Source organism: Citrobacter sp. Cpo142, assembly GCF_030332425.1.
Taxonomy (GTDB): Bacteria; Pseudomonadota; Gammaproteobacteria; order Enterobacterales; family Enterobacteriaceae; genus Citrobacter; species Citrobacter portucalensis.
On sequence record NZ_JAOWHW010000133.1, the window covers coordinates 175,551 to 201,901 of the forward strand.

At 52.4% G+C, this 26,351-nt stretch carries 20 protein-coding genes; 9 read left to right on the forward strand and 11 right to left on the reverse strand.

Annotated elements, in window-relative coordinates; genetic code table 11:
- Nucleotides 1–7 precede the first annotated feature (7 nt).
- A complete protein-coding gene (gene prlC / locus OGY18_RS18770) occupies nt 8–2,050 on the reverse strand; it encodes an oligopeptidase A (protein ID WP_149280765.1) in 2,043 nt (680 codons plus the stop codon).
- 208 nt (nt 2,051–2,258) lie between these two features.
- Between prlC and OGY18_RS18775 the strand changes: the two genes are divergently transcribed.
- Together OGY18_RS18775 and gorA are read left to right on the forward strand one after the other, a co-directional pair.
- On the forward strand, nt 2,259–3,101 hold the full coding sequence (locus tag OGY18_RS18775; protein ID WP_003827459.1) for a 23S rRNA (adenine(2030)-N(6))-methyltransferase RlmJ: 843 nt from the start codon (nt 2,259–2,261) through the stop codon (nt 3,099–3,101).
- 104 nt (nt 3,102–3,205) lie between these two features.
- A complete protein-coding gene (gene gorA, locus OGY18_RS18780; protein ID WP_148361350.1) occupies nt 3,206–4,558 on the forward strand; it encodes a glutathione-disulfide reductase in 1,353 nt (450 codons plus the stop codon).
- A 42-nt stretch (nt 4,559–4,600) separates the two neighbouring features.
- On the opposite strand, the gene OGY18_RS18785 is transcribed toward gorA, so the two are convergent.
- Nucleotides 4,601–5,995, reverse strand: coding sequence for a cytochrome-c peroxidase (locus tag OGY18_RS18785; protein WP_003827455.1), 1,395 nt, complete (start codon nt 5,993–5,995; stop codon nt 4,601–4,603).
- A gap of 426 nt (nt 5,996–6,421) precedes the next feature.
- On the opposite strand from OGY18_RS18785, the gene OGY18_RS18790 reads away from it, so the two are divergent.
- Nucleotides 6,422–8,071 (forward strand): alpha,alpha-trehalase, encoded by a 1,650-nt coding sequence (locus OGY18_RS18790; RefSeq protein WP_003827453.1) that lies wholly within the window; start codon nt 6,422–6,424, stop codon nt 8,069–8,071.
- 27 nt (nt 8,072–8,098) lie between these two features.
- Here OGY18_RS18790 and OGY18_RS18795 read toward each other — a convergent pair whose 3' ends face one another.
- On the reverse strand, nt 8,099–9,688 hold the full coding sequence (locus OGY18_RS18795) for an STY4199 family HEPN domain-containing protein (RefSeq protein ID WP_286554023.1): 1,590 nt from the start codon (nt 9,686–9,688) through the stop codon (nt 8,099–8,101).
- 167 nt (nt 9,689–9,855) lie between these two features.
- On the opposite strand from OGY18_RS18795, the gene OGY18_RS18800 reads away from it, so the two are divergent.
- Both OGY18_RS18800 and OGY18_RS18805 read left to right on the forward strand, forming a co-directional pair.
- Nucleotides 9,856–10,395: a GNAT family N-acetyltransferase gene (locus tag OGY18_RS18800; protein ID WP_063941878.1), complete on the forward strand. Its 540-nt coding sequence runs from the start codon at nt 9,856–9,858 to the stop codon at nt 10,393–10,395.
- Between the two features lie 86 nt (nt 10,396–10,481).
- On the forward strand, nt 10,482–10,832 hold the full coding sequence (locus OGY18_RS18805; protein ID WP_003827448.1) for a glycoside hydrolase family protein: 351 nt from the start codon (nt 10,482–10,484) through the stop codon (nt 10,830–10,832).
- A gap of 15 nt (nt 10,833–10,847) precedes the next feature.
- Here OGY18_RS18805 and OGY18_RS18810 read toward each other — a convergent pair whose 3' ends face one another.
- Entirely contained in the window at nt 10,848–11,453 is a 606-nt protein-coding gene (locus OGY18_RS18810) for a helix-turn-helix transcriptional regulator (protein WP_003827446.1), read from the reverse strand.
- 370 nt (nt 11,454–11,823) lie between these two features.
- Nucleotides 11,824–12,582, reverse strand: coding sequence for an SDR family NAD(P)-dependent oxidoreductase (locus OGY18_RS18815; RefSeq protein WP_003827444.1), 759 nt, complete (start codon nt 12,580–12,582; stop codon nt 11,824–11,826).
- 119 nt (nt 12,583–12,701) lie between these two features.
- Here OGY18_RS18815 and OGY18_RS18820 point away from each other — a divergent pair, with 119 nt between their 5' ends.
- The 3 genes from OGY18_RS18820 to OGY18_RS18830 all read left to right on the forward strand — a co-directional run bounded on the left by OGY18_RS18820 (nt 12,702) and on the right by OGY18_RS18830 (nt 16,331).
- The gene (locus OGY18_RS18820; RefSeq protein WP_003827442.1) at nt 12,702–13,601 is read left to right on the forward strand and encodes a LysR family transcriptional regulator; all 900 of its coding nucleotides are present in this window, start codon (nt 12,702–12,704) and stop codon (nt 13,599–13,601) included.
- A 71-nt stretch (nt 13,602–13,672) separates the two neighbouring features.
- Nucleotides 13,673–14,674 carry an inner membrane protein YhjD gene (gene yhjD, locus OGY18_RS18825; protein WP_063941879.1) on the forward strand — a complete coding sequence of 334 codons (1,002 nt, stop codon included), beginning with the start codon at nt 13,673–13,675 and terminating at the stop codon, nt 14,672–14,674.
- 334 nt (nt 14,675–15,008) lie between these two features.
- Nucleotides 15,009–16,331, forward strand: a complete 1,323-nt coding sequence (locus OGY18_RS18830) for an MFS transporter (protein ID WP_286514349.1) — start codon at nt 15,009–15,011, stop codon at nt 16,329–16,331.
- An 83-nt stretch (nt 16,332–16,414) separates the two neighbouring features.
- Here the strand turns inward: OGY18_RS18830 and OGY18_RS18835 are convergent, their stop codons facing one another.
- The gene (locus OGY18_RS18835; RefSeq protein ID WP_286553976.1) at nt 16,415–18,475 is read right to left on the reverse strand and encodes an AsmA family protein; all 2,061 of its coding nucleotides are present in this window, start codon (nt 18,473–18,475) and stop codon (nt 16,415–16,417) included.
- A 78-nt stretch (nt 18,476–18,553) separates the two neighbouring features.
- Nucleotides 18,554–19,321, reverse strand: coding sequence for a cyclic-guanylate-specific phosphodiesterase (gene pdeH, locus OGY18_RS18840; RefSeq protein WP_286553978.1), 768 nt, complete (start codon nt 19,319–19,321; stop codon nt 18,554–18,556).
- 230 nt (nt 19,322–19,551) lie between these two features.
- Here pdeH and kdgK point away from each other — a divergent pair, with 230 nt between their 5' ends.
- Nucleotides 19,552–20,481: a 2-dehydro-3-deoxygluconokinase gene (gene kdgK, locus OGY18_RS18845; protein WP_008786409.1), complete on the forward strand. Its 930-nt coding sequence runs from the start codon at nt 19,552–19,554 to the stop codon at nt 20,479–20,481.
- Between the two features lie 99 nt (nt 20,482–20,580).
- On the opposite strand, the gene OGY18_RS18850 is transcribed toward kdgK, so the two are convergent.
- From OGY18_RS18850 to OGY18_RS18865, 4 genes are all read right to left on the reverse strand, one after another.
- Nucleotides 20,581–22,074 (reverse strand): M16 family metallopeptidase, encoded by a 1,494-nt coding sequence (locus tag OGY18_RS18850; RefSeq protein ID WP_191235935.1) that lies wholly within the window; start codon nt 22,072–22,074, stop codon nt 20,581–20,583.
- Nucleotides 22,075–22,295: 221 nt separating this feature from the next.
- Nucleotides 22,296–23,582 carry a C4-dicarboxylate transporter DctC gene (gene dctA / locus OGY18_RS18855; protein WP_003827429.1) on the reverse strand — a complete coding sequence of 429 codons (1,287 nt, stop codon included), beginning with the start codon at nt 23,580–23,582 and terminating at the stop codon, nt 22,296–22,298.
- Between the two features lie 157 nt (nt 23,583–23,739).
- Nucleotides 23,740–25,746 carry a biofilm formation regulator HmsP gene (gene hmsP / locus OGY18_RS18860; protein WP_286553982.1) on the reverse strand — a complete coding sequence of 669 codons (2,007 nt, stop codon included), beginning with the start codon at nt 25,744–25,746 and terminating at the stop codon, nt 23,740–23,742.
- Nucleotides 25,747–25,972: 226 nt separating this feature from the next.
- Nucleotides 25,973–26,080 (reverse strand): type I toxin-antitoxin system toxin Ldr family protein, encoded by a 108-nt coding sequence (locus OGY18_RS18865; RefSeq protein ID WP_003827426.1) that lies wholly within the window; start codon nt 26,078–26,080, stop codon nt 25,973–25,975.
- Nucleotides 26,081–26,351 lie beyond the last annotated feature (271 nt).

Genomic DNA, 26,351 nt, shown 5'->3' on the forward strand with positions numbered 1-26,351 from the left:
TGAATAATCAGCCTTTGATCCCGTAATGCTCCAGCATTGCATCCAGCTGCGGCTCGCGGCCACGGAAGCGCTTGAACAGTTCCATCGGCTCTTCAGAACCGCCACGGGTAAGGATATTATCGAGGAACGATTGTCCGGTCTGACGGTTGAAAATCCCTTCATCTTCGAAGCGAGAGAAGGCATCTGCCGCCAGTACGTCTGCCCACAGATAGCTGTAGTAACCCGCTGCGTAGCCACCAGCAAAAATATGGCTGAAGGCATGCGGGAAGCGGCCCCACGTTGGGCCCGGCACCACGGCGACCTGTTTTTTAATTTCCGCCAACGTCTCGAGGATTTTAGCCCCTTGCTGCGGGTTAAACTCCGCGTGCAGACGGAAATCAAACAGACCGAACTCCAGTTGACGCAGAATAAACAGCGCTGCCTGGTAGTTTTTCGCCGCCAGCATTTTATCCAGCAGTTCCTTCGGCAGCGGTTCACCGGTCTCAAAGTGACCAGAGATAAACGCCAACGCTTCCGGCTCCCAACACCAGTTTTCCATAAACTGGCTCGGCAGTTCGACCGCATCCCATGGCACACCGTTGATACCGGAAACGCCCGCGGTTTCGACACGGGTCAGCATATGGTGCAGACCGTGGCCGAACTCGTGGAACAGGGTGATCACTTCATCGTGGGTAAACAGCGCAGGTTTACCGTTCACCGGACGGTTAAAGTTACAGGTCAGGTAAGCGACCGGCTTTTGCAATGTGCCGTCTGTCTTACGCATCTGGCCGACACAGTCGTCCATCCACGCCCCACCGCGTTTGTGTTCACGGGCATACAGATCAAGATAGAAGCTGCCACGCAGCTCGTTGTTTTCGTCGTACAGCTCGAAGAAACGAACTTCCGGATGCCAGACGTCAACATCGGTGCGCTCTTTGGCGGTGATGCCATAAATACGTTTAACCACTTCAAACAGGCCGTTAACGGCTTTGTTTTCCGGGAAGTAAGGACGCAGCTGCTCGTCGCTGATGCTGTAGAGATGCTGTTTTTGTTTCTCGCTGTAGTAAGCGATATCCCATGGCTGTAGCTCATCAACACCAAATTCCGCTTTCGCGAAGGCGCGCAGCTGAGCCAGTTCTTTCTCACCCTGCGGACGGGCACGTTTCGCCAGGTCGGTCAGGAAGTCGAGTACCTGCTGCGGGTTCTCCGCCATTTTGGTAGCCAGAGATTTAAAGGCGTAGCTCTCAAAGCCCAGCAGTTGTGCCAGCTCGTGGCGCAGCGCGAGGATCTCTTCCATTATCGGGCTGTTGTCCCATTTGCCCGCGTTTGGCCCCTGGTCAGACGCGCGCGTGGAGTAAGCGCGATACATCTCTTCACGCAGCCCCTGGTTATCACAGTAGGTCATCACCGGCAGGTAGCTTGGGATGTCCAGTGTTAACAGATAGCCTTCCTGCTCTTTGGCTTCAGCCTGCGCTTTTGCGGCGGCCAGCGCGCTTTCCGGCATCCCGGCAAGTTCCGCGTCGTCGGTCACCAGCTTAGTCCAGCCCATCGTAGCATCGAGGACGTTATTGCTGTACAGGTTGCCGAGCTCAGACAGGCGGGTAGCGATCTCACCATAGCGCTGCTGTTTTTCCTTCGGCAGACCAATACCAGAAAGCTCAAAATCGCGCAGCGCGTTATCAACCGCTTTTTTCTGTGCGGTGTTCAGGGTGGCATAATGATCGCCATCACGCAGGTCACGGTACGCTTTGTACAGGCCTTCATGTTGTCCAACCCAGGTGCTGTATTCAGACAGCAGCGGCAGCGTTTGTTCGTAGGCTTCACGCAGTTCCGGGCTGTTTTTCACCGAGTTCAGGTGACTAACCGGAGAGAAAATACGCCCCAGCACATCGTCGACTTCTGCCAACGGCTGACAGAGATTTTCCCAGGTGTACGGCGCGCCCTGCGCAACCACTCGCTCAACATTTTCACGGCAATCGTTCAACGCCTTAGTGACGGCAGGCACAACGTGCTCAGGCTGAATTTTAGAAAACGGCGGCAGTTCGAAGGGAGTCAGCAATGGATTGGTCATTAGCGCGGTCCTGTTGAAAAGAGTGAATGAAGCGCGTATCCGGCGCTGTGCATATTAATTTGTACAATGGGGTTAAGTGTAGAGGATTTCAATGCTAACCGTGACGGAAAGACGCCCGGTAGCGCTGCGCTTACCGGGCCTACGGGTAATCTGTGCCGATCTGCTGTAAACTGTGGCAAATCGTCATTTCAGCGGAATTTCATTACCCATGCTCAGTTATCGCCACAGTTATCACGCAGGCAACCACGCCGACGTCCTTAAACATACCGTTCAGAGCCTGATCATCGAGTCGCTCAAAGAGAAAGAAAAACCGTTTCTCTATCTGGACACCCATGCTGGCGCTGGCCGTTATCAGCTGAGCAGTGAGCATGCCGAACGTACCGGTGAATATCTGGAAGGGATCGCCCGCATCTGGCAGCAGGACGATTTGCCTGCAGAACTGGAACCCTACATTGGCGTGGTACAACACTTCAACCGTAGCGGTCAGTTGCGCTACTACCCGGGCTCTCCGTTAATTGCTCGCCAGCTGCTGCGCGAACAGGACAGCCTGCAATTAACTGAACTGCACCCGAGCGACTTCCCTCTGCTGCGCGGCGAATTCCAGAAAGATGAGCGCGCTCGCGTGGCCAAAGCCGATGGTTATCAGCAGCTGAAAGCAAAATTACCGCCGGTTTCCCGTCGTGGGTTGATCCTTATCGATCCACCCTACGAAATCAAAAGCGACTACCAGGCAGTAGTGACCGGTATTAACGAAGGCTACAAACGTTTCGCGACCGGCACCTATGCATTGTGGTATCCGGTGGTTCTGCGCCAACAAATCAAGCGCATGATCCACGACCTGGAAGACACCGGCATCCGCAAAATTCTGCAAATTGAGCTGGCGGTACGCCCGGACAGCGATCAGCGCGGCATGACGGCGTCCGGCATGATTGTGATTAACCCGCCGTGGAAGCTGGAGCAACAGATGAACAACGTCCTGCCGTGGTTGCACAGCAAACTGGTTCCGACAGGAACCGGGCATACTTCCGTAAGCTGGATAGTGCCGGAGTAATCGCAGCCATCGGTGGAACCTTTTAATATCAGGTATACAATCGCGAATATTTTGGCGGATGGCGTAACGCTTCTCCGCCCTACAATGAACATGAAGGAGCGGTCATGACCAAGCACTACGATTACATCGCTATTGGCGGCGGCAGCGGCGGTATTGCCTCCATTAACCGTGCAGCAATGTACGGCCAGAAATGCGCACTGATTGAAGCCAAAGAGTTAGGCGGCACCTGCGTTAACGTTGGCTGCGTACCGAAGAAAGTGATGTGGCATGCCGCACAGGTCCGCGAAGCGATCCACATGTACGGTCCGGATTACGGTTTCGACACCACCATCAATAAGTTCGACTGGGATAAACTGATCGCCACGCGTACCGCTTATATCGATCGTATTCATACCTCGTACGACAACGTGCTGGGCAAAAATAATGTCGATGTGATCAAAGGCTTTGCGCGCTTTGTGGATGCCAAAACCATTGAAGTAAACGGTGAAACCATTACTGCCGATCATATTTTGATTGCCACCGGTGGTCGCCCGAGCCATCCGAACATTCCTGGCGTGGAATATGGTATTGATTCTAATGGTTTCTTTGAGCTGCCAGCGCTGCCAAAACGTGTAGCCGTTGTTGGCGCAGGCTACATCGCCGTTGAACTGGCTGGTGTGATTAACGGCCTGGGTGCCCAAACTCACCTGTTCGTGCGTAAACACGCGCCGCTGCGCAGTTTTGATCCGATGATCGTCGAGACGTTGGTTGAGGTGATGAACGCCGAAGGCCCGACTCTGCATACTCACGCGATTCCAAAAGCGGTTGTTAAAAACGCTGACGGCAGCCTGACCCTGCAACTGGAAGATGGTCGTAGCGAAACGGTAGACTGCCTGATTTGGGCGATTGGTCGTGAGCCAGAAACGGACAACTTCAATCTGGCTGTTACCGGCGTGAAAACCAATGAAAAAGGCTACATCGTCGTTGATAAATTCCAGAACACCAGCGTGCCGGGTATTTATGCCGTCGGCGACAACACCGGTGCCGTTGAACTGACGCCGGTTGCCGTTGCCGCGGGCCGTCGCCTGTCCGAGCGTCTGTTTAACAACAAACCGGACGAACATCTGGACTACAGCAACATCCCGACCGTGGTCTTCAGCCACCCGCCAATTGGCACCGTGGGCCTGACCGAGCAGCAGGCTCGCGAACAGCACGGCGATGACCAGGTGAAAGTGTATAAATCATCATTTACCGCGATGTATACCGCTGTCACCTCACATCGTCAGCCGTGCCGCATGAAGCTGGTTTGCGTCGGTCCGGAAGAGAAAATTGTCGGTATTCACGGTATTGGTTTTGGAATGGATGAAATGCTGCAAGGCTTCGCGGTCGCGCTGAAAATGGGCGCAACCAAGAAAGACTTTGATAACACCGTTGCGATTCATCCAACGGCGGCAGAAGAATTCGTTACCATGCGTTAAGCAATAAATAAACCGGATGGTGCTTTGCCATCCGGTTTTCTCTTATTTACCCTGCATATATGGCGTATACACGCCGTTTAAGCTTTCGAGGAACGCCACGATATCGTCGATATCTTCCTGCGGCAGTTCTTTACCCACCTGATAACGCAGCATCAGTTTTACCGCACCATCGAGCGTAGGCACATCACCGCGATGGAAATAAGGCGCGGTCAGCGCAACGTTACGCAAGCCCGGGACTTTTTGACGCAGCTTGTCACGTAATTCATTAGTGACGTTCATGCGGCCAATATCTGCGGCAGTGACCTCACCGAAATTAAAGTCCTTTTTCAAACCCAAAGGTTCGAATGAGCGTCCGCCTAAAATAATACCGCCATGACAGGTCGCACACTTATTATCTTTAAACAATTGATAGCCATGTTTCTGCTGAGCAGTTAACGCCGCTTCATCGCCGCGTAGCCATTTATCAAACGGCGAATTTGGCGTAATTAGCGTTTTCTCAAACTCAGCAATCGCATCGGTAATATTATCCCCACTGAATCCCTGCGGATAAACCGCGATAAACTCTTGCTTCAATTGCGGATCTTTATCCAGTTTCTGGATAATTTCATCCCAGGATTTAGACGCCATTTCGATAGGGTTCAACGGCGGGCCGCCTGCCTGCGCCTGCAATGTTGGCGCACGACCATCCCAGAATTGTTCAACGTTGAAGACCGAGTTAAACACCGTCGGCGCATTAATCGGGCCAACGGCGCCGCCTACGCCGATCGACGTTTTCCGGCCATCCACGCCGCCTGCATTCAGAGCGTGGCAATGCGCGCAAGAAATCGTGCTGTCACCTGAAATACGCGGGTCGTGGTAAAGCGTAAAGCCAAGCGCTACTTTGCGGGCATCGGTTGGGATGCTTTCTGGTATCGGCTGCACCGGTTCATTACGATGCTGCGTGGCGGTATCGTTACTGGCGTAATACTGCTCACGCTGTTTCGCAATCCAGCCCAGGATCTCGGCTCGCTCCGTATCGCTGACCTTCCCGGCCCAGTGCAGCGCGGTATATCGCGTTGGCGGCATGGTGTCGTACTGCATCACCCACTCAATTTTATTCAGGTCGCTTTGCGAAACGGGTTTATCTGCGACCAGCGCCGCACGAACGGCTTCAAGATTGAATGATTTGTATCCCAGTTGAATATCATAATTCATCAACTGCTTAGCGACAGGAAAAGAAGAATAGAAAGGTAATTCAGCTGAAGGCGTGTGACAATAATCGCATCCTTTTTCGCGTAAAAATCCTAATACCTTATTATTTTCTTCCAGCGTAGAGGCCTGAACATCAGCCTGTTTGCTACGTTGATTATCGTGATACCACACATAACCGGATAATCCAAAATAACAAATCACGATGCCAGCTATGGCAATCGCGGTAAGACGGGTAATGATTTTCATTATTTTACCCTCACCGTTGTGAGTTATTGTGACCCAGAAAATTAGAATAATTAATGCACAGTCTTTGTCAGACCTGACCATCATAGGAAATGAGGGAATTACTATTTTGATAAGTATCAAGCAATTACATGGGGGAGAACTATCAATAGAATAGCCTGCGCCTATTATAGAGATAAGGCGTTACCTGTCTCTGTTCACACCTCGTTGCAATCGAATGCTCTGAAAATGGAATATATTCAGATTATGCAGAAATTTGAATTATCCATTATTTTCATTGGGATAGTCTGATTCTTTAAATTTTGCTCAGCATTAAAACGTGATCAACCGCACGCTTTACTCACCCGACACCGAAGCGAATGTCTACGCTTAACTGACGACCGGGCAATAGCCTTAATCTTTCAACGTCCATCGGAGGTCTTTCTCATTATGCTCAACCAGAAACTACCCCACGCCCCTTCTGAAGAAATGACGATCGACATCGATCTGCTTTATGAAATGGATCCGTGCGAGTTAAAGCTGGATGAAATGATTGAGGCGGAGCCTGAGCCGGAGATGATTGAAGGGCTCCCCGCTTCAGATGCGTTAACCCCTGCCGATCGTTATCTCGAACTGTTCGAACACGTCCAGTCATCCAAACTGTTTGCGGATAGTAAAACCTTCCCAGATTGTGCGCCCAAAATGGACCCGCTCGACATTTTAATTCGCTATCGCAAGGTTAAACGCCATCGGGACTTCGATCTGCGACGCTTCGTCGAGAACCATTTCTGGCTCCCGGAAACGCCCTCCAGCGAATACGTTTCTGACCCGGAAAGTTCGCTGAAAGAGCATATCGATCAACTGTGGCCGGTGCTGACGCGCGAGCCGCAGGATCATATTCCCTGGTCCTCGCTGCTGGCGTTACCGCAGTCATACATTGTGCCAGGCGGGCGTTTTAGCGAAACCTACTACTGGGATTCCTACTTTACCATGCTGGGTCTGGCAGAGAGCGGCCGCGAAGATCTGCTGAAATGTATGGCAGATAACTTTGCCTGGATGATTGAAAACTATGGTCACATCCCGAACGGCAACCGCACTTACTATCTGAGTCGCTCACAGCCGCCGGTCTTTGCGCTGATGGTGGAACTGTTTGAAGAGGATGGCGTACGCGGCGCGCGTCGTTACCTTGATCATCTAAAAATGGAGTACGCGTTCTGGATGGATGGCGCCGATTCCCTGGTGCTCAACCAGGCCTACCGCCACGTGATCAGAATGTCGGACGGCTCTCTACTTAACCGCTATTGGGACGATCGTGATACGCCGCGCGATGAATCATGGCTTGAAGACGTTGAGACCGCCAAACATTCGGGTCGCCCGCCCAATGAAGTGTATCGGGATTTACGCGCAGGCGCGGCCTCCGGCTGGGATTATTCCTCGCGCTGGCTACGCGACGCGGGCCGCCTTGCCAGCATACGCACCACGCAGTTCATCCCAATTGACCTGAACGCATTCCTCTACAAGCTGGAAAGCACTATCGCCAATATTTCCGCGCTAAAAGGTGACAAAGAAACGGAAGCGCTGTTTCGCCAGAAAGCCAGCGATCGTCGTGATGCGGTAAACCGCTATCTCTGGGACGATGAAAACGGCTGCTATCGCGATTACGACTGGCGGCGCGAACAAATGGCCCTGTTCTCTGCCGCCAGTATTGTGCCGCTGTATGTCGGTATGGCAACGCATGAACAAGCCGATCGGCTTGCTAACGCGGTTCGCAGTCGCCTGCTAACGCCCGGTGGCATTTTAGCCACGGAGCATGAAACCGGTGAACAGTGGGATAAACCCAACGGCTGGGCGCCGCTGCAGTGGATGGCGATCCAGGGCTTCAAACTGTACGGTGACGACCATCTCGGGGATGAAATTGCCCGTAACTGGTTGAAAACGGTGAATCTCTTTTATCAGGAACACCACAAGCTTATCGAAAAATACCACATAGCCGACGCCGCGCCGCGCGAAGGCGGCGGCGGGGAATATCCGTTGCAGGACGGCTTTGGCTGGACCAATGGCGTGGTGCGCAGACTCATCGGTTTGTATGGCGAACCCTAGCGGCTGACGGTCTGAGTCATCAGGCTGTCAGTTAATTGCATCATACAGCTCGGCGTGAATTTTCTGCCATTTCTTGTTCTCAGGGCTTGGCTGGGCGCGAACACGCAGCTCGGCCTGCTCAAGATCATATTGCTGACGCGCAACGACCGCAGGCACGGAACAAAAACTTTGCAGATAACTTTTATGCAGCGAAGTGAGCGATGCCCCATTCGACATCGCATGGCTGAGCGTAGTCATAAACTGTCGGCATGGTTTGCTTTCATCCATCTGCGAAGGGTAACGCAGCAGCAGTCTCAACACCTCAGTATTGCCCTCCGAAAACGCCTGCTCCGTCCACGCCAGCTTCCAGTCCATCCCGCCCTGCAGAAAAAGTGACGTCACGCGGGTGTCATTACGATCGATAGCCGCCCGCATGTTAAAGGCATCCCAGGTGATGCCCATTCGGGTCACCGCCTCCCGTGCGCTGGGGGCATCGCGTCGCGGTTCCTCCTGCACAATTTCAACGGATTGTCCGGAAGACGACTGTGGCGCCGGCGAAGTGAATAACCAGAACGCACCCAGCGAAATCGCCAGCACCATCACGCCGACCGCTACCCACAACATGCCGGAAATCAGCTGTTCACGTTCTTCCGCCGTGCGCTTGGCCCGCTTTTCCGGCGGATCAATACTGTCTGCGATTTCATGCTTATCGCCTCCCGCTTGCTCGTCTTTTTGCTTTGCTGTTTCCCAAAACTGGCGGACCATGGCCTCATCAGATTCCAGATACGACGCAGGATTAATGCGCGTACGCCGTTCTTCAAATGCCCGTTGCACAGGATGAGTTATCTGTCGGTACTGGTAGTCCAGCAATATCAGTTGTACCGACGTCAGCGGCTGCTGCGCGATAACGCAGTTACGAGCCAGGCGGCAATCATCCAAAAACATGCGTAGCGTGATGCGCGGCTCAACAAATGACATGAGCACTGAAGTATCGTTAAAAATCTGCGTAAAGTGGCGAACGAATAATTTCTTATCGACGACCATCAGTGCCAGCTCGCTAAACATCATACCGTCCAGCGCATCTCGTCCTTCGCCCAACTTTAGCCAGCGACGCAGACGTTCACCACCAAAGTGCTGTTTCAGAAAGCTGTTGAGAGGATGTTGATCCGGCCATACCCGTGCAATCAGAGATTTGAGGGTTAATTCTATTGCGCGAAGTTGACGCTGCGCCCGCATCTGAGCATCCGGCTCCACAGGTGCAATTTCGGTTTGATACTTCAGGATGGGCTGTTGCTGGCGTAATTGTTCCAGAGAAGCCACAAAGCGCAGCGCTGAAATCAGCTGGTTTTCACTGACGTCCTGGCCATTTTCATATTGGGGTACACTCTGTTGAAGATGACGTAGCCGCAGAGTGAACTGGCTCAATTGCGCATCATTCATCTGCAACCGTCTGGCGACAGCCCCCCAGCCGCCCAGATTCAGTCGTGCCTGATCCAGCTGTTCGAGAAACCAGCGCGGGTCTTTGCCTTCTGCGGCATGTACGCCTAGAAGCAGTAATATTTCTACCGACGCCTGGCGGATAATCCCCAGACAATGTTCAAAGGGTGTACATGTCGCTTGCAACGCGCTATTGGTCATCATCTTCCCTAAAAGGACCCAAAACGTGCGGCCTCACAATGGTATGTAATTATCTTTTTTAAACGCAACGTTGTGCCGATGTAGACTAGAACACATTCATATAGCAAATAAATAAGTTTTACAGTGACTTCCGCACAATCATTGAAAATTATTCTGGAGATAAGCCTGTGCCTGTACTGCAAACATCACGTCTGCTCTGCCGCCCACTGACAGAAAATGACTGGACGTTCTTCTTAACGCTACAGCAGAACCCAGATGTGATGCGTTTTGTCGCTGACGCACGTACTGAAGAGGAAGTACGGACAGCCTTCGACTCCCGCCTGCCTGAATGGTTTCCCGGCAGCCCGCACTGGCTATGTCTGCTCTTGTGCGATAAGACATCGGGAGCACCGCTTGGCGTGACCGGATACATTCAGGAGAACAATGAATGTGCCGAGGTTGGCTTTCTGCTCGCCCCAGAGGCGCAGGGTAAAGGTTATGGCGCTGAATCTCTGCATGCCGTGTGTGAATACGCCTTTGCCAGCGGCGGTCTGCGGCGACTGACCGCCTGTGTCACCGCAGGAAACGAAGCCTCACGGTGTCTGTTGGAAAAGGTCGGGTTCATTCATGAAGGCACGCTACGCGCAAGCTACTGGCTACATCAAACCTGGCACGATGACTGGATTTTTGGTCTGTTAAAACAGGAATATCAACCGCCCAAGGCATAGGTCGTTTTGCGGTAAATACTGGCTGTCAGGCAACTAGCGTAACGGCGTGGTTTTTTTAGAATAGGTCTCTTTGCACAGAGATGATTATGCCGCTGCGTTCGACACATTTCACGCCCGCCTGTATCGCATTTATTAAGCAATGGCAGGGCCTGTCGCTGGAAAAGTATCAGGACAAAAAAGGCATCTGGGTCATTGGTTACGGGCACGAAATCTCCGCCAATGAATCCTTTGATACCCCAATTACGGTGATGCAGGCAGAAACATTGCTGCTCGCAGATATGAGTATCTGCGAGGCATTCATCTATAAGGAAATGACGCAAATAAAAGACAGGTTTCAGCTGGAAGCATTAATTACGTGGATATTCAGCGTGGGAATTACCCAATTTTGCGCTAAAAATATCTGGCCGGTGTCTATTTCACAGCCAGAAATATTCTGACTGTGAAATATGTTCCTAGTAAATGGTGTTGTTTAACATCATTGCCGCCTGCGTACGGTTTTTTACCTCCAGGCGCTGATACAACGACTCAAGATGGGCTTTTACCGTTCCGGTACTGATATTTAACAGTCGACCAATTTGTTTATTAGATTCTCCGGCGGCCAGCATGGTCAAAATCTCCCGCTGGCGCGCGCTGAGCAATCTGATATTTTGCCCACCGCTTTCGGTAGCGGTTATGCAGTCTCTGGGGATAAACATCATACCCATCGCGACGCTATTGAGGGCCAGCGTAAAGGTTTCCGCGTCAGAATCGCGCGGAACAATGGCCAGCACGTTCAGTTTAGTGACCTCTTGCAACCATTTTTTACGGCAGTCCGTTGCGGTCACCAGCACCTTCACCATCGCAAAGCGCTCTGCTATCTGTTGCAGCAAGCTACAGCAGAACTCAGCATCAAGGTCGCCATCCAATATAACTAATGCCTCGGGTTTATCTTCCAGCGTCAGCCAAAGTTCATCTGCCTGACTGACACCCTGAACATCCACTCCTGGAATACGTTGCTGCAAACTTACATTCATTCCATGAATAAATATTGACTGCCTGTCAAACATTACTACCTGCATTATTTATCTCCATCCGAATAGGATATTAGCCTTAACATGCGGAAGGGTATTACCCATAGGGTAAAATAAGAAGTCACCATTTGGCGGGGGCCATTTTACCGATAGACAGAGAAGAAAGAAGCAGAAGTTATGAATAGTTACAGCTCAACCCGAAGGATCATACAAAGGAACAAAAACAGGTTCGAAAACTAGGGAAAGTCTTAATATTCGATGCTCATGATAAGACAATGAATATTAATTAATATGATTTTATATTTTTAGCTAAAAATAAGATATCAACGACAATGGATAAATCTGTTACAAAATACAATCTAGCATTAAGTGCTTATTCAACGCATGCCGTGACCTGTTGAATAAGCACCTTATGGGTTTACAGGAACATTCCGCCGGATACCTCGATACGCTGTGCCGTCATCCAGGCCAGTTCATCGCTGAGCAGCGCAGCAATGGCGTCGCCAATATCATCAGGTAAACCAACGCGTCCCAGCGCCGTTTGCGATGCAATGTACGCATTCAATTGCGCATTATCCCGCACATTTCCGCCGCTAAAATCCGTTTCTATTGCGCCTGGCGCAATAATATTCGCCGTTATGCCGCGCTCTCCCAGCTCTTTTGCCTGATAACGGGTTAGCACTTCCATCGCACCTTTCATGGCTGCGTATGCGCTGTAACCCGGTAGCGCAAAGCGGGCAAGCCCGGTAGAGACATTGAGGATGCGACCACCTTTATTTATCAGCGGTAGCAGGCTCTGCGTCAGGAAAAAGGGCCCCTTAAAATGGATGTTCAAAAGTTGGTCAAATTGCGCTTCAGTAAATGCCGGATACGGTGCGTTGATGCCGATTCCGGCATTGTTCAATAAATAATCAAACGCGTTACTTTGCCACTGCGTTTGTAACGTTCCCTGCACCTGTTGAACAAACTGAGGGAATGTAGAAATATCGCCGACATTTAACGGTAATGCCGCCGCTTTACCGCCAGATTGGCGTATTTCACCCACAACCTGCTGCGCTTCTTTTTCATTGCTGTTCCACGTCAGGATAATACCGATTCCTTTACTCGCCAGCTTCAGCGCCGCGTTTTTACCGAGTCCGCGGCCGCCGCCAGTCACCAATGCGATACGTTGCGTCATAAGAAACCTCATTTCAGGTGTTGTGAAGATTGAGACAAAGCTTATTAGGTGATAGAAGAACAATAAATACTGCTAACTGCGCATTACTGTTTCATTTAGAACAACAATAGGGCATGAGAATGGATAAAATTCACGCAATGCAGTTGTTCATCCGCGTCGCAGAACTGGAGAGCTTTTCGCGCGCCGCAGACACCCTCGGACTTCCTAAAGGTAGCGTATCGCGCCAGATCCAGGCTCTGGAAAATCATCTGGGCACGCAGTTGTTGCACCGCACCACCCGCCGCGTTCAGCTCACGCAAGACGGCATGATCTATTACGAACGCGCGAAAGATCTGTTGAGTAATCTGGATGAGCTGGATGGGCTGTTCCATCACGATCCGTCCAGCATCAGCGGCAAGCTGCGCGTTGATATGCCGGTCGGTGTAGCAAGAAACCTGGTGATGCCCCGCTTACCGAGCTTTTTGCATCAGTATCCGGGCCTGGAACTCGAACTCAGCAGCAGCGACCGCCTGGTGGATTTGATCCGCGAAGGTTTCGACTGTGTGGTACGCGTGGGCGCGCTGAAAGATTCAGGGCTGATTGCGCGTCCGCTGGGGAAACTCACGCAGATTAACTGCGCCAGCCCGCAATACCTCGCCCGCTTTGGTTATCCGGAAAATCTGGAGGATCTTGCCTCGCATGCGGTGGTGCACTACTCGGTCAATTTAGGAACGCGTGCGCAAGGTTTCGAAGTGGCGACAGAAAATGGCACGCAATGGGTTAAAACCGGCGGCATGCTAACGGTAAACAGTACCGAAACCTATCACGCGGCATGCCTTGCCGGTCTGGGCATTATTCAGGTGCCGCGCGTTGGCGTGCGTGATGCCCTGCGCGCCGGTACGCTGGTCGAAGTGTTGCCGCAATATCGCGCCGAGCCAATGCCAGTCTCTTTGCTTTATCCGCATCGGCGCAACCTCTCCCGCCGGGTACATCTGTTTATGGAATGGCTGACTGGTGTGATGAAAGACTATGTGGATTAGTCCATTTTTCAGGATGCGCCCCTGAGCAGGCTATAATGTCATGAGTGAACAAAATAAGGACAACCGATCGGATGACGCAGGAACAAGACGCAAAACACCCTACGCCAGAACATAAACCAGCCTCCGCCGAGCCGGAGAAAAACGCTAAAGCGAACCAGGCGCTGAAAACGGCTCTGACCTTCGCCGATAAAATTCAACGTCAGCCCATCATCGCCCATCTTATTCGTGCCGCAGAGCGGTTTAACGATCGTATGGGAAATCAGTTTGGTGCCGCCATTACCTACTTCTCGTTTCTGTCGATGATCCCAATCCTGATGGTGTCGTTTGCCGCCGCGGGTTTTATTCTCGCTTCGCACCCTACGCTGTTGCAGGATATCTTCAGCAAGATTTTGCTGAACGTCAGCGATCCGACGCTCGCTTCTACGCTGAAAAACACCATCAATACCGCCGTTCAGCAACGTACCACTGTAGGTCTGGTAGGGCTTGGCATCGCGCTCTATTCCGGCATTAACTGGATGGGGAACCTGCGCGAAGCGATTCGTGCCCAGTCGCGGGATGTTTGGGAACGTACGCCACAGGATCAGGAAAAAATTTGGGTCAAATATCTGCGTGATTTTGTTTCCTTGATTGGCTTACTGGTTGCGCTGATTGTTACTCTGTCCATTACCTCTATCGCCGGTTCCGCCCAGCAGATGATTATCTCTGCGCTGTATCTCGACGGTATCGAATGGCTGAAACCCGCCTGGCGGCTGATCGGCCTGACCATCTCTATTTTCGCCAACTACCTGCTGTTCTTCTGGATTTTCTGGCGGCTACCGCGTCACCGACCGCGTAAGAAAGCGCTCATACGCGGTACCTTTATCGCGGCACTAGGATTTGAAGTCATCAAAATGATCATGACGTATACGCTGCCATCACTGGTGCAGTCGCCGTCAGGCGCAGCATTTGGTTCCGTGCTTGGACTGATGGCGTTCTTCTACTTCTTCGCTCGTCTGACCCTGTTTTGCGCAGCCTGGATTGCCACGGCGGAATACAAAGACGACCCGCGTATGCCGGGGAAAACACACCGCTAATTCATCATTCATGCCGGAAGGCGCTACGCTTATCGGCCTACAGGAGGTTTAGTTGTAGGCCGGGCAAGCGCAGCGCCCCCGGCAGGTGACGACACCTTAACCACCACCGTTTGCAGAATATAAATCCAACCCGTAACTTTTATTTAACCAGAAGCTGGTTTTATCATCCAAGTTTTAAATTGTGTGAAGCATTTCATGGAAGTGAAATCTCAAGCCTAAAAATTATCCCCTTTTTGCTCTATTTTTGACCGATCTCAAAGTTTGTTACAGATTGAAATGTCTCTTTTGCTGTGCGTAATATGACCTTTCGTTCGGCCAAAAATAAGAAAATATTATGCAAGCAACAGCCACAACACTCGACAACGAACAGGAACACACCCCGGTCAACTCGCGCAATAAAGTTGTCGTCGCCTCGCTCATTGGCACCGCCATTGAGTTCTTCGACTTCTATATTTACGCCACCGCCGCGGTGATCGTGTTTCCCCATATATTCTTCCCGCAGGGGGATCCGACCGCGGCTACGCTACAGTCCCTCGCCACTTTTGCTATCGCCTTTGTGGCCCGACCTATCGGTTCCGCGGTGTTCGGACATTTCGGCGATCGCGTCGGCCGTAAAGTCACGCTGGTTGCTTCACTACTCACAATGGGGATCTCGACAGTCGTCATTGGCCTGCTGCCGGGCTATGAAACTATCGGCATTTTCGCCCCACTGCTGCTGGCGCTGGCGCGTTTTGGTCAGGGTTTAGGTCTGGGCGGTGAATGGGGCGGCGCAGCGTTGCTGGCGACGGAAAACGCGCCACCGCGCAAACGCGCGCTGTACGGATCATTTCCGCAGCTGGGCGCGCCTATCGGTTTCTTCTTCGCCAACGGTACCTTTCTGCTGCTCTCCTGGCTGCTGACCGACGAACAGTTCATGAGCTGGGGCTGGCGCGTACCGTTCATCTTCTCCGCTGTGCTGGTGATTATCGGTCTGTACGTCCGCGTTTCGTTGCATGAATCCCCGGTCTTCGCCAAAGTAGCCGCGGCGAAAAAACAGGTGAAAATCCCGCTGGGTACTCTACTGACAAAACATGTTCGCGTGACGATCCTCGGCACGTTCATCATGCTGGCGACCTATACGCTGTTCTATATCATGACCGTCTATTCGATGACGTTCAGTACCGCCGTAGCGCCTGTAGGGCTTGGCCTGCCGCGTAATGAAGTGTTGTGGATGCTGATGATGGCGGTCATTGGTTTTGGCGTCATGGTACCGGTGGCGGGCCTGCTGGCCGATGCGTTTGGTCGCCGCAAGAGCATGCTCATCATCACCACGCTGATCATTCTGTTTGCGCTGTTTGCCTTTAAACCGCTGCTCGGCTCTGGCAATCCGGTGCTGGTGTTCGCCTTCCTGTTGCTGGGCTTAAGCCTGATGGGTCTGACATTTGGCCCGATGGGCGCACTGCTGCCGGAGCTGTTCCCGACCGAAGTGCGCTATACGGGGGCGTCGTTCTCGTACAACGTTTCGTCAATTCTCGGCGCATCGGTTGCCCCATACATCGCCGCATGGTTGCAGGCGAATTATGGTCTGGCGGCTGTCGGTACGTATCTGGCATCGATGGCGGCGTTAACGCTGATTGCACTGCTGTTGACCCACGAAACCCGCCATCAGTCGTTGTGATTCTTTTGCCGGATGCGGTGTAACCACCTTATCCGGCCTACGTTGAGCATGAAATCCAGGCCGGATAAACATCCGGCCAGACATCACTTCTTCATCTGTGACAGGATCGTCCGGCACTGATTCGCGTCACCCTCTGACGGCGAAATCAGCGCCAACAAGGCCGCCGCAGGAGTGACTAACGTGGCTAATGCGGCAGCAACCGCACCGCGCGCAATCAGCGGTCCGGCCTTCACGCCAGCCTGCGGATTCTTAAAGGTGCCGCGAACATACAGCGGCGAACGCAGCGTAATAATACGAATCCCTTTGCTCTCCGGATCGATGGTTAAATCCAGTTGCTCCGACGCAAAGCTCGCCGTACCAGTGACATTAATGACTGCGTTTTCCGTGTCGAAAGCAAAAATCTGCGGACGCGCCACGCCGTTAACAATATCCAGATTCGCCGCCGCGCAGTTCACCCGCACTTCGTCATCACCAAATATCTGCCCGACAAGATAGTTCCCCAGATTCAAGCCCACAATTTCCATCAGATTCCGGCTGATCAAGCCGTCATTCATCAGCAGTTTCAGGTTGCCATTGCTGTTACCCAGCAGCGCCGCTACCGAGTTTCCACTTCCGCTAAACCGGGCGTCCCCGTTCATTTCACCGAGCGTTTTCTGCATCAGTTCCACATCGGGCATCAGCGCTTTTAGCTTCAGCCGCCGCGCCTGAATATCCGCCTGCCCCCGCATCGGCTTTTTATCTCCTTCCAGATGGATGCTGGAGACAATGCTGCCTCCCGCAAGACCAAATTTCAGCGGTTGCAGGCGCAGGTCGGCATTTTTCAGGATGATATGAGTGGAGAGATCGCTGATCGGCAGGCTACTGCCATGCTCAATACGCCGTCCTTTGAAACGCACGTCAGCGTCCATCACGTTCCATTTATCGGTTTCAAAACGGTCATACGGCAAGACCTTGTCCACAGGCTGAACGCTCTTCTCACCTTTGCGCTGTTCAGATTGTTTTGCCCGTTCCGCCCCTTTACCTGAATCCACCCCGATCAGCGGCCCCAAATCGGCCAGCCTCAGCTGGCGTGATTCCACATCACCCTTCAGCATGGGTCGCGGCTTACCGGTGGTGTAGGCCAGCGTTCCGTGAATATCGCTGTCGCCAATACGGCCATTGAAATCGCGATAATCAAAAACAGAGGATTTTTCCGGGTCAATTTTCGCCACCAGACGCCCGTCGGTTTCAAACGGCGGCGTATCCGGGAGCAGTACGCCGGTCAAATCGTACAAATCCCCTAGCGAATCTCCCGAGAATTTAAGCCGCAGATCCGCCCCGCCCATGTTCAACGGATCGTTTATCGTGCCGATAAACGCCACGCGCGTATTGCCCGAACGAAAATCAGCCTGAATCGGGAAAGGGGTATCTTCGCCACGCAGCGCCAACATTCCGCCTATTTTCCCGCTACCGCTTAGCGGTTCGCCGTTATATCGCCCTTGCGCTTTCAGCCCAAACACGTAGTCCTCGACGCGGGCGTTGCTCTCTTTACCTTTTGCGCCGGTCACTTCGCTAAAGGGCAACGGTTTACCAAGCGGATCGACCAGGATCTCAATCTCCGACTTCGTCACCTTATCGTTAATGGCGATACGTCCCTGGTCGAACAGAATGTTATCCAGCCGGAAAGACCATGCGGATGGCGGCGCATCAGGATCGCGGTTTTCTTCCCCAGCTAAGTTAAAGGTCCAGTTATTGTTTTTCTCCGACAGGCGGATCAGCCGCGCATCGGGTTTGACCAGCTTGACCCACGGGAGCCAGACAGTTTTTGTCAGCAGTGCCAGCGGGGCGAGCGTAGCTTCAACGCGCGGGAGATGCACCATGGTGACGTCGGGAATGTCCGGCGGGTTGCCGAGGATGATATCTTCAGCATGAACATGCGGCCACGGAACCCAGCTACGCCAGCCAGTTTCCTGCTTCTGGCGTTCCCAAACCACACCCAGATCACCCCGTATAGCAAAGGGCCGGTTGAGTTCTGTAGAGACTTTCTGGTTGATGGTCGGTTTGAGCCGGTTCCAGTCAAATGTCGCAATCACAATGATGAGTACGACGATCAACAACAAGAAAACCCCTATTACTGAAGTGGTTATTTTACCTGTTCTCGTCATGTCTAACCTCCTTACTTCCTTCCTTGCCTGTCCTAAAGATAGTCCAGCAGGATGAAAAGGAGGTGCGCTACGCCCTCATCAAAGTGACAGAATTACGTCTTCGAGGGTATCCAGGGGCACTGGACGAGAGAGAAAATAGCCTTGGGCCGCGAAAGCCGGTGAGTTTTGCACATCACGCCACTCTTCCAGCGTTTCAACGCCTTCGACAATGACACCGCGGCAATAGCGGTTCATGAGCTGTAATAGTAGTGTGAAGAGATTACGTCCCTCCGGCGTCTTGCGCAGCATGACGAACAGATCCCGCGCCACTTTGATATAGTCATAACTCACTTCACTAAGCGCCGAGAAGTTCGCCATTCCGGTACCAAAGTCATCCAGCCAGAGCGGACCGAACTCGCACATTGAGGCGAACGACGCCCCCTTCGGCAAGCGGATATGTTCCACCAGCTCAAAACGCAGCCACGGCAGGCCTTCAATGATTTTCAGGATTTCGGGATCCTGGCGCATCGCAATGAGCGTTGGTCCGTCGACGTTCACAGAAGCCAGCAGGTTGTTGGCTCTGAAAAAGTCCCCTTTCAGCTCAAGTTGAAGAAGTTGCTCCTTCACCACATCAACACGATGCCGTACAGCCACTTCAGCAAAATAGCGGTCTGGTGCAATACGTTGGGAAGGGTTATCAGGATGGCTCACGACGGTCAGCAGTTCAACGGCCATCAGCCGTCCGTTGGTCTGGTAAATTGGCTGGTAGGTGTAAGCACGCTCGCACTGCAGCCAATAGCGTCTTTCCAGCAAGCTTTCAATACTCGCATCGGGCGTAATGAGCTGCTGGGTAACCTGCTTTATCATCTGAGATGTCCTGTAAATAAGAGTGTGACTGACCGGACTCGTCAAAGGTTATCGGCGCTCAGAGGAAGAACTTTACGTTCAGCTGTGCGCAAAAATAAAAACTAAGCGGCAAAAACAACGCAGAACACGTGCTGGCTCAAAAAAATAATGGAACGATGTTTTAATATAGTTGACCACTTAACACCCACAGCGCACACTAACGCTAATTTTTTTCAGAGCAGGTTACGACTATGTCCAGAAAGATTGCCGTGATTGGCGAATGCATGATTGAGCTGTCACAGAAAGGCGCTGACGTTCAGCGCGGATTCGGTGGCGACACGTTGAATACATCCGTTTATATCGCCCGTCAGGTCGATGCGGCGGCACTTTCCGTACACTATGTGACTGCACTGGGTACCGACAGTTTTAGCCAACAAATGCTGGAGTCCTGGCAGGGTGAAAACGTGGACACCTCATTAACCCAGCGCATGGAAAACCGCCTGCCGGGTCTCTACTACATTGAGACCGACAGCACTGGCGAGCGCACCTTCTATTACTGGCGTAATGAAGCCGCCGCAAAATTCTGGCTGGAGAGCGAGCAGTCTGCCGCGATTTGCGAAGAACTGGCGACATTTGACTACTTATATCTGAGCGGAATCAGCCTGGCGATTTTAAGCCCGGCAAGCCGTGACAAGCTGCTGTCATTGCTGCGTGAATGCCGTGCCAACGGCGGAAAGGTCATTTTTGACAATAACTACCGCCCACGTCTGTGGAGCAGCAAAGAAGAAACCCAGCAGGTGTATCAGCAGATGTTGGAATGCACCAATATCGCATTCCTGACGCTGGACGATGAAGACGCACTGTGGGGTGAAAAACCCGTTGCCGAGGTGATTGCCCGTACTCACGCAGCTGGCGTTCAGGAAGTGGTAGTGAAGCGCGGCGCAGACTCTTGCCTGGTTTCCATTGCAGGCGAAGAACTGATCGACGTTCCGGCCGTTAAATTGCCGAAAGAGAAAGTGATCGATACCACTGCGGCCGGAGACTCCTTCAGCGCCGGGTATCTGGCGGTCCGTCTGACCGGTGGCGATGCCGCCGAAGCCGCAAAACGCGGCCACCTGACGGCAAGCACCGTCATTCAGCATCGTGGGGCGATTATCCCCCGCGACGCCATGCCGCAATAATTTATTGTTCCTGTAGGCCGGATAAGGCGTTAAAGCCGCATCCGGCACTGGGTAAGCCGGGAGCGCTTCGCTTGCCCGGCCGACAGGTTACGATACCCTTTACTGTACAGGCGGGATATCCGTCACTTCAGGGTGTGATTCATCCGTTTCAACAGACGTTGCCGCTGCGGTAACGGGCGCCATAATGCTATCCCACGTCGCCTGCAGATCCTTCATATTGAATTCAGGTTCGCCCTTCGGCTGCAGCAGAATTAACGCCATATCTTGCGATAGCTGCTGACGCAGGTCCTGATTCAGCATCTCAACGCTCAGGCTGTTGAGGAAGCTCTGGCGTAAACGCTGGTACTGTTCAGGCGCAATATCCACCACCTGATTTTGCAGCGAGCGCAAACGCTGGCTGATCAAAATATCGGTATCGGTACGACCATAGGTGGCAAACAGCTTCTGCAGTTCCAGATTCTTTTGCGCTACCAGCGCATTGAACTCTTCTTCCGGCAGTCCCTTATCACGCACTTTCGCCAGCTCACGCGCAACCGTACCCAGATTGGCGTTCAGCTTATCGTTCGGCGACTCAACGTTAATCGCGCACTGCGCGCGCAGGAACAGCACCCGGCAGTCAAATCCGAGGCCAATGTCTTTGGCATTGTTTTTGGTTAGCTCTTGCTGAATGTGCCAGAACAGCGCCTCACGCGCTAAATCAGCGCGCCAGTAACGTAATAACGCGGCAGATTCACGGATCGGTTGCCACGGCGTATCCCACATAATAGACAGGCGATCCTGGCGTACCGCATCGGTCATAATGCTCACGGCTTCTGCTCGCAGCGGAGAGAGCGTGGGTACCGGTGCAGGCGTTTCGCGTTTTCCTTTTAACTCGCCAAAGGTTTTATTGATTTGCTCAGCTACGCTGCGTGCATCAACGTTACCGACGATGATCAACGTCATCGCGTCCGGGGTATACCATTTCTGGTAGAAAGACTGGATTTTCGTCGCATCTACAGGCGTTTTCAACGGATCGGCGGGATCGTGCCCCAGCAGGGTCGATCCCTTCAGACGGTAACGCCACCACCCTTCTTTGGTATCTGACGGCCAGGTTGCAACCATATCTTCGCTATTCAGCGCATGATTGACCGTTTCAGAGGTAATGCTCAGTTTACCGGAGATATTCGCCAGATAAGAAAGTGACTCTTTCAGTAGATCGTTACGGCTGTTAGGCAGACTGAGGTTATACAACGTGGAATCATAGGAAACGATAACCGGCGGCATGGGACGTTTGGGATCGAACCCCTGCTGCCACAGTGAACGGGCTTGCGAGGCATCGAGGCCACCGCTTTGCGTCAGCGCGATACGCGGGATCGCATGGCTGAAACCACTCTGTTGCGCACTTTCGGTGAGTGAACCGGTATTAACCAGCAGGCGAACCTCAATACGGTCGCTCGGGCGCTGGGGAGTGGCTAACACTTGCCACTGTAAACCATTTGCCAGCGTGCCCTGTTGCCATGCTGGATCAGGCTGGAGCGCATCTGCCTGCACATAGCCGGCAGTGGCCATCATCAGCAAGCCGCCCGCTAAAAGTCGAATTTTTGTGCCCTGCATGTGAACCCCTGATCAACTATCCTGGAAATAAAAAGACAGCCCTCGAAAGGACTCTCTGAATATGACGTTAAAAACACTTCGTGTTAGACCGCGAGAACATAAAAATGTCACGGAAGAAGTGAAAAAATCCCGAGCCGCCGAATCGACGGTTTCAGGCACAGGGGGTAATTATGCGCAAACGCCCGCAGTCCTGGAAGGGACTACGGGCATAAGTGACGAGATTAAGAGGATAAATCGTGCGTTTTGCCATCCGGCGCACGATTATTCAACGTGTCATCCAGCTTTTTGGTATCCAATTCTTTCACCCATTTAGCCACAACAACAGTTGCAACACCGTTACCAATCAGGTTGGTCAGCGCACGGGCTTCAGACATGAAGCGGTCAATACCAAGAATCAGCGCCAGACCAGCAACCGGCAAGTGACCCACCGCAGAGATAGTCGCGGCCAGAACAATAAAGCCACTCCCGGTCACACCCGCTGCACCTTTTGAGGAGAGCAGAAGCACCACCAGCAGGGTTATCTGATGGAAGATATCCATGTGGCTGTTGGTTGCCTGAGCGATAAACACCGCCGCCATTGTCAGATAGATTGATGTCCCATCAAGGTTAAACGAGTAGCCCGTGGGTATAACCAATCCGACAACCGACTTCCGACAGCCCAGTTTTTCCATCTTATCGAGCATACGCGGCAGCGCGGACTCGGAAGAAGAAGTCCCCAGAACGATCAACAGTTCTTCACGGATATAGCGGATGAATTTAAAGATACTGAAGCCAGTTGCGCGGGCAATTGAACCCAGCACCAGCACCACAAACAGAATACAGGTGATGTAGAAGCAGATGATTAGCTGACCCAGTTGCACCAGCGTTCCGACGCCATATTTACCGATGGTAAAGGCCATAGCACCGAAAGCACCGATCGGCGCCAGGCGCATGATCATATTAATGATGCCGAAAATAACCTGCGAGAAACTTTCAATCACGTTGAAAATCATCTGGCCCTTGCTGCCCAGACGATGCAGCGCAAAACCAAACATTACCGCAAACAGCAATACCTGCAGGATGTTACCGCTGGCAAACGCGCCAATGACACTCGCCGGGATAATATCCATCAGGAAACCTACGATCCCCTGGTCTTTTGCCTGTTCGGCGTACATTGCAACCGCTTTGGCATCCAGTGTCGCCGGATCGACGTTCATCCCGGCACCGGGTTGCACCACGTTGACGATGATGAGGCCGATGATCAGCGCAATGGTACTAACAATTTCAAAATAGAGCAGTGCAACCGCGCCAGTGCGGCCTACGGCTTTCATACTTTCCATGCCTGCAATGCCGGTAACGACAGTACAGAAGATGACAGGTGCGATGACCATCTTGATGAGCTTAACGAAAGCATCACCAAGCGGCTTCATTTGGGCGCCTAATTCAGGGTAGAAATGGCCAAGGAGAATACCTATGGCAATCGCTGTCAGGACCTGAAAGTAAAGGCTTTTGAATATAGAGGTTTTCATAGGGTGTCCTTAAAGTAAAAACCACAGGTCTTGTAAGGTTTTGTTTAACCTGCGGCCTTAAGGTAACACCCACACAACTTGACAGAAATGTACCTGGATCATAATTGATACAAAAATGTTAAAAATTTTGAGCTGGCTCGCACAAGCGAGACCTTTTTTAACTTTTGTAATCAGCGCTTTCCGGCGCCAGATAACGTTCTTCGAAGATATTTGCCGGAACCGGTCGGGCAAACAGGAACCCTTGTGCCACTTCCACCCCGGCTTGTGATAGCCATTCACGCTGCGCTTCGGTTTCGACACCTTCGGCGATCATCTGCAAATTAAGGCTGTGGGCCAACTGAATGATGGCGGAGATCATGCTGCAATCTTCAGGTACCCCGTCGACAAACATCTTATCGATTTTGAGGACATCCACCGGTAGCGACTTCATGTGCTGCAACTGTCGCAGGCCCGCATACCCCATGCCAAAGTCATCCAGTGCGATACGTACTCCCGCATTACGCAATGGGCGCAAAATGGCCACCGCGGCGTGGGGATCATCGATATGTCGACTTTCAGTCACTTCCAGGATCAACGTGCCAGGCTTGATGCGATAGCGGTTTAACAACTCCAGCAGGTCCGAGACCATACTCGGGTGCATCAGCTGTAGTGCGGACAAATTCACCGATAGCGGCAGCATCACGCCACGCTTCTGCCAGGCTGACAGCTGGCGGCATGTCTCTTCCAGCACCCAGTAACCAACCGTCACCATCAGACCACAGGACTCAATCCTGTCGATTAACCCTTCGGGCAGCTCCCAGCTTCCGTCCGGCTGCTGCATCCGCAATAATGCTTCTGCGCTCAATACCTTGCCGCTGGACATTTCCACCTGCGGCTGCATCCAAAGCGCGAACTGCTGGTTATCCAGCGCGCTGAGAATATCGTTCTCTTCCGTCAAACGCTGCTGCGCCTCTTCCATCTGTAACGGATCAAAGAACTGAATTTGATTTTTACCCTTATGGCGCGAGGTTAACACGGCCGAGAGTGCGCGGCGGTAAAGCTGTTCTGCGGTCAAATCACCATAGAACATTGCTACCCCAATGTTGCAGGTAGGACGCAGTTGAATACCCTGAATAGGTAATCGCTCGTTAACGATAGTGAGTACTTGCTGACCTAAAGTAATAGCGTGCCAGGGTTCTTTTACACCATGGGCGATGATGGCGAAGTCATAGCCACTCACCTGGGAAAGCACCATCCTGGGGGCTAATACCGACTTGAGTTTTTCGACCAGCGTAAGCAGCAGGATTTCCCGCTGAGTTTCGGTTAACACCCCCGCGGTGTCACGTAGGGTTTCGCAGGTGACAATCATCAGCGCCGTCGTCTGCTGGCGGGTAACAACCTGCTCCAGCAGCCCCATTAAAAACGACTTATTGGGCAGTTCGGAAACCGGGAAACGCATTGCAAAGTCGCTTTGCTCTTCGCTATGTCGCTGAATCAACTGCTGATTAAGATTGTAGCTACGCACCAGCATACCAATCTCATCATCCTGATGTAGACGCGGCAATGCCAGTTGATAGCCAATCAGATCCTGCTGTTGAATGTCGTTCAGCTCACGGGCAATTTTACGTAAGGGGTGCACAATCAAGCGGTTAATGCACCAGGAGATGGCGACGGTCAATATTAACGACAAAAGTAAGTAAATGGTCACTAACGTCGAGAGCGTACTCATCACGAATTTGTACATGCGGTACGAATCCGCCTGCAGTACCAGATACGCCAGCGGTTGCGGATTAGCTGAACGCTCAAGGGAATAGATCGGCAGCGAAATTTGTACCGGAAGCTCAAACAGGCGAGTCACCGTAACAGGAACGGGGCGTTCAGGGATAAAGCTCATCCGCAGCGCCTGAAACTGATTGGGCAGCACCACATCGGCGCGACTTACCACGCCCGCTGGCCGAATACTTTTTAAAATGGCTTCCGCTTCGGGAATATCCCCTTTCAGGATAGTGTCCGACAGAGGCTCACGGACGGAGCGAGCGATACTTTCCAGTTGCGTAGCCGTGTTATAGCGGTTTTGCTGGACCAGATGGAACAACAAAACGGTGCAAAAAATAAAAACGAACACCATAACAACGGCCGCAACCATTGCCATCTGCTTAATTGTTAACGAGCGACTGACACGCAAACTGACTCTCCACGGATAGACGAAACTGCCGTCAGAGTATACCCGATCGTAGCGGTATTAAGAGAGGCGGTATCTGAAAACTTCCCAGCGTGCATTATCGCGACAGGATAGGCACCTGGCGACGAGATTTATCTGCATTTAAGCCGAAAAAGGCCGCAAGGTCGCCCCCTGCGGCCTGGTTCGGGCGCATGTTGCCATCACGGCAGGCAGACGCCTACAAAGCGCATTACTTCCTGTTACGCAGCCAGCTCACAATCAGGCTGGCAATGGTGCCAGCGATGATTGGAGCCGCTAAATCGTGCCAGAAGGCCACGCCTAACTGTGCGAGCGTCATATAGCCGCCTGTGTTGCAATGGCAACTGTTCGCGGCTATCCTTAACTTGTCTGGAGTCAAGTTAGCCCCCGTCTTGTTGCCTGGTTTATACCGAACAACGTGCGGGGGTTTTCTCTTTCCAGCAACCGATGCCGCCGGGGATCAAGCCCCCGCAACATTGCGCCTCACCGGGAATTCCCGGCTTGCCGCTGATTCTACGGCAGCCCACTTGCCATATCACTGCGCAATATTGCGCTCTGCGTAGCGCCTCGCAATTCACCCATTTTCTCAC

Excerpts from the sequence above, each read along its gene's own strand:
- OGY18_RS18775 (WP_003827459.1), top strand. The coding sequence starts at position 2,259 with ATGCTCAGTTATCGCCACAGTTATCACGCAGGCAACCACGCCGACGTC.
- pdeH (WP_286553978.1), bottom strand. The coding sequence starts at position 19,321 with ATGATAAAGCAGGTTACCCAGCAGCTCATTACGCCCGATGCGAGTATT.
- OGY18_RS18790 (WP_003827453.1), top strand. The coding sequence starts at position 6,422 with ATGCTCAACCAGAAACTACCCCACGCCCCTTCTGAAGAAATGACGATC.
- OGY18_RS18815 (WP_003827444.1), bottom strand. The coding sequence starts at position 12,582 with ATGACGCAACGTATCGCATTGGTGACTGGCGGCGGCCGCGGACTCGGT.
- dctA (WP_003827429.1), bottom strand. The coding sequence starts at position 23,582 with ATGAAAACCTCTATATTCAAAAGCCTTTACTTTCAGGTCCTGACAGCG.
- OGY18_RS18810 (WP_003827446.1), bottom strand. The coding sequence starts at position 11,453 with ATGCAGGTAGTAATGTTTGACAGGCAGTCAATATTTATTCATGGAATG.
- OGY18_RS18805 (WP_003827448.1), top strand. The coding sequence starts at position 10,482 with ATGCCGCTGCGTTCGACACATTTCACGCCCGCCTGTATCGCATTTATT.
- prlC (WP_149280765.1), bottom strand. The coding sequence starts at position 2,050 with ATGACCAATCCATTGCTGACTCCCTTCGAACTGCCGCCGTTTTCTAAA.
- OGY18_RS18835 (WP_286553976.1), bottom strand. The coding sequence starts at position 18,475 with ATGACGAGAACAGGTAAAATAACCACTTCAGTAATAGGGGTTTTCTTG.
- OGY18_RS18785 (WP_003827455.1), bottom strand. The coding sequence starts at position 5,995 with ATGAAAATCATTACCCGTCTTACCGCGATTGCCATAGCTGGCATCGTG.
- yhjD (WP_063941879.1), top strand. The coding sequence starts at position 13,673 with ATGACGCAGGAACAAGACGCAAAACACCCTACGCCAGAACATAAACCA.
- gorA (WP_148361350.1), top strand. The coding sequence starts at position 3,206 with ATGACCAAGCACTACGATTACATCGCTATTGGCGGCGGCAGCGGCGGT.
- OGY18_RS18820 (WP_003827442.1), top strand. The coding sequence starts at position 12,702 with ATGGATAAAATTCACGCAATGCAGTTGTTCATCCGCGTCGCAGAACTG.
- OGY18_RS18830 (WP_286514349.1), top strand. The coding sequence starts at position 15,009 with ATGCAAGCAACAGCCACAACACTCGACAACGAACAGGAACACACCCCG.
- OGY18_RS18795 (WP_286554023.1), bottom strand. The coding sequence starts at position 9,688 with ATGACCAATAGCGCGTTGCAAGCGACATGTACACCCTTTGAACATTGT.
- OGY18_RS18865 (WP_003827426.1), bottom strand. The coding sequence starts at position 26,080 with ATGACGCTCGCACAGTTAGGCGTGGCCTTCTGGCACGATTTAGCGGCT.
- OGY18_RS18850 (WP_191235935.1), bottom strand. The coding sequence starts at position 22,074 with ATGCAGGGCACAAAAATTCGACTTTTAGCGGGCGGCTTGCTGATGATG.
- kdgK (WP_008786409.1), top strand. The coding sequence starts at position 19,552 with ATGTCCAGAAAGATTGCCGTGATTGGCGAATGCATGATTGAGCTGTCA.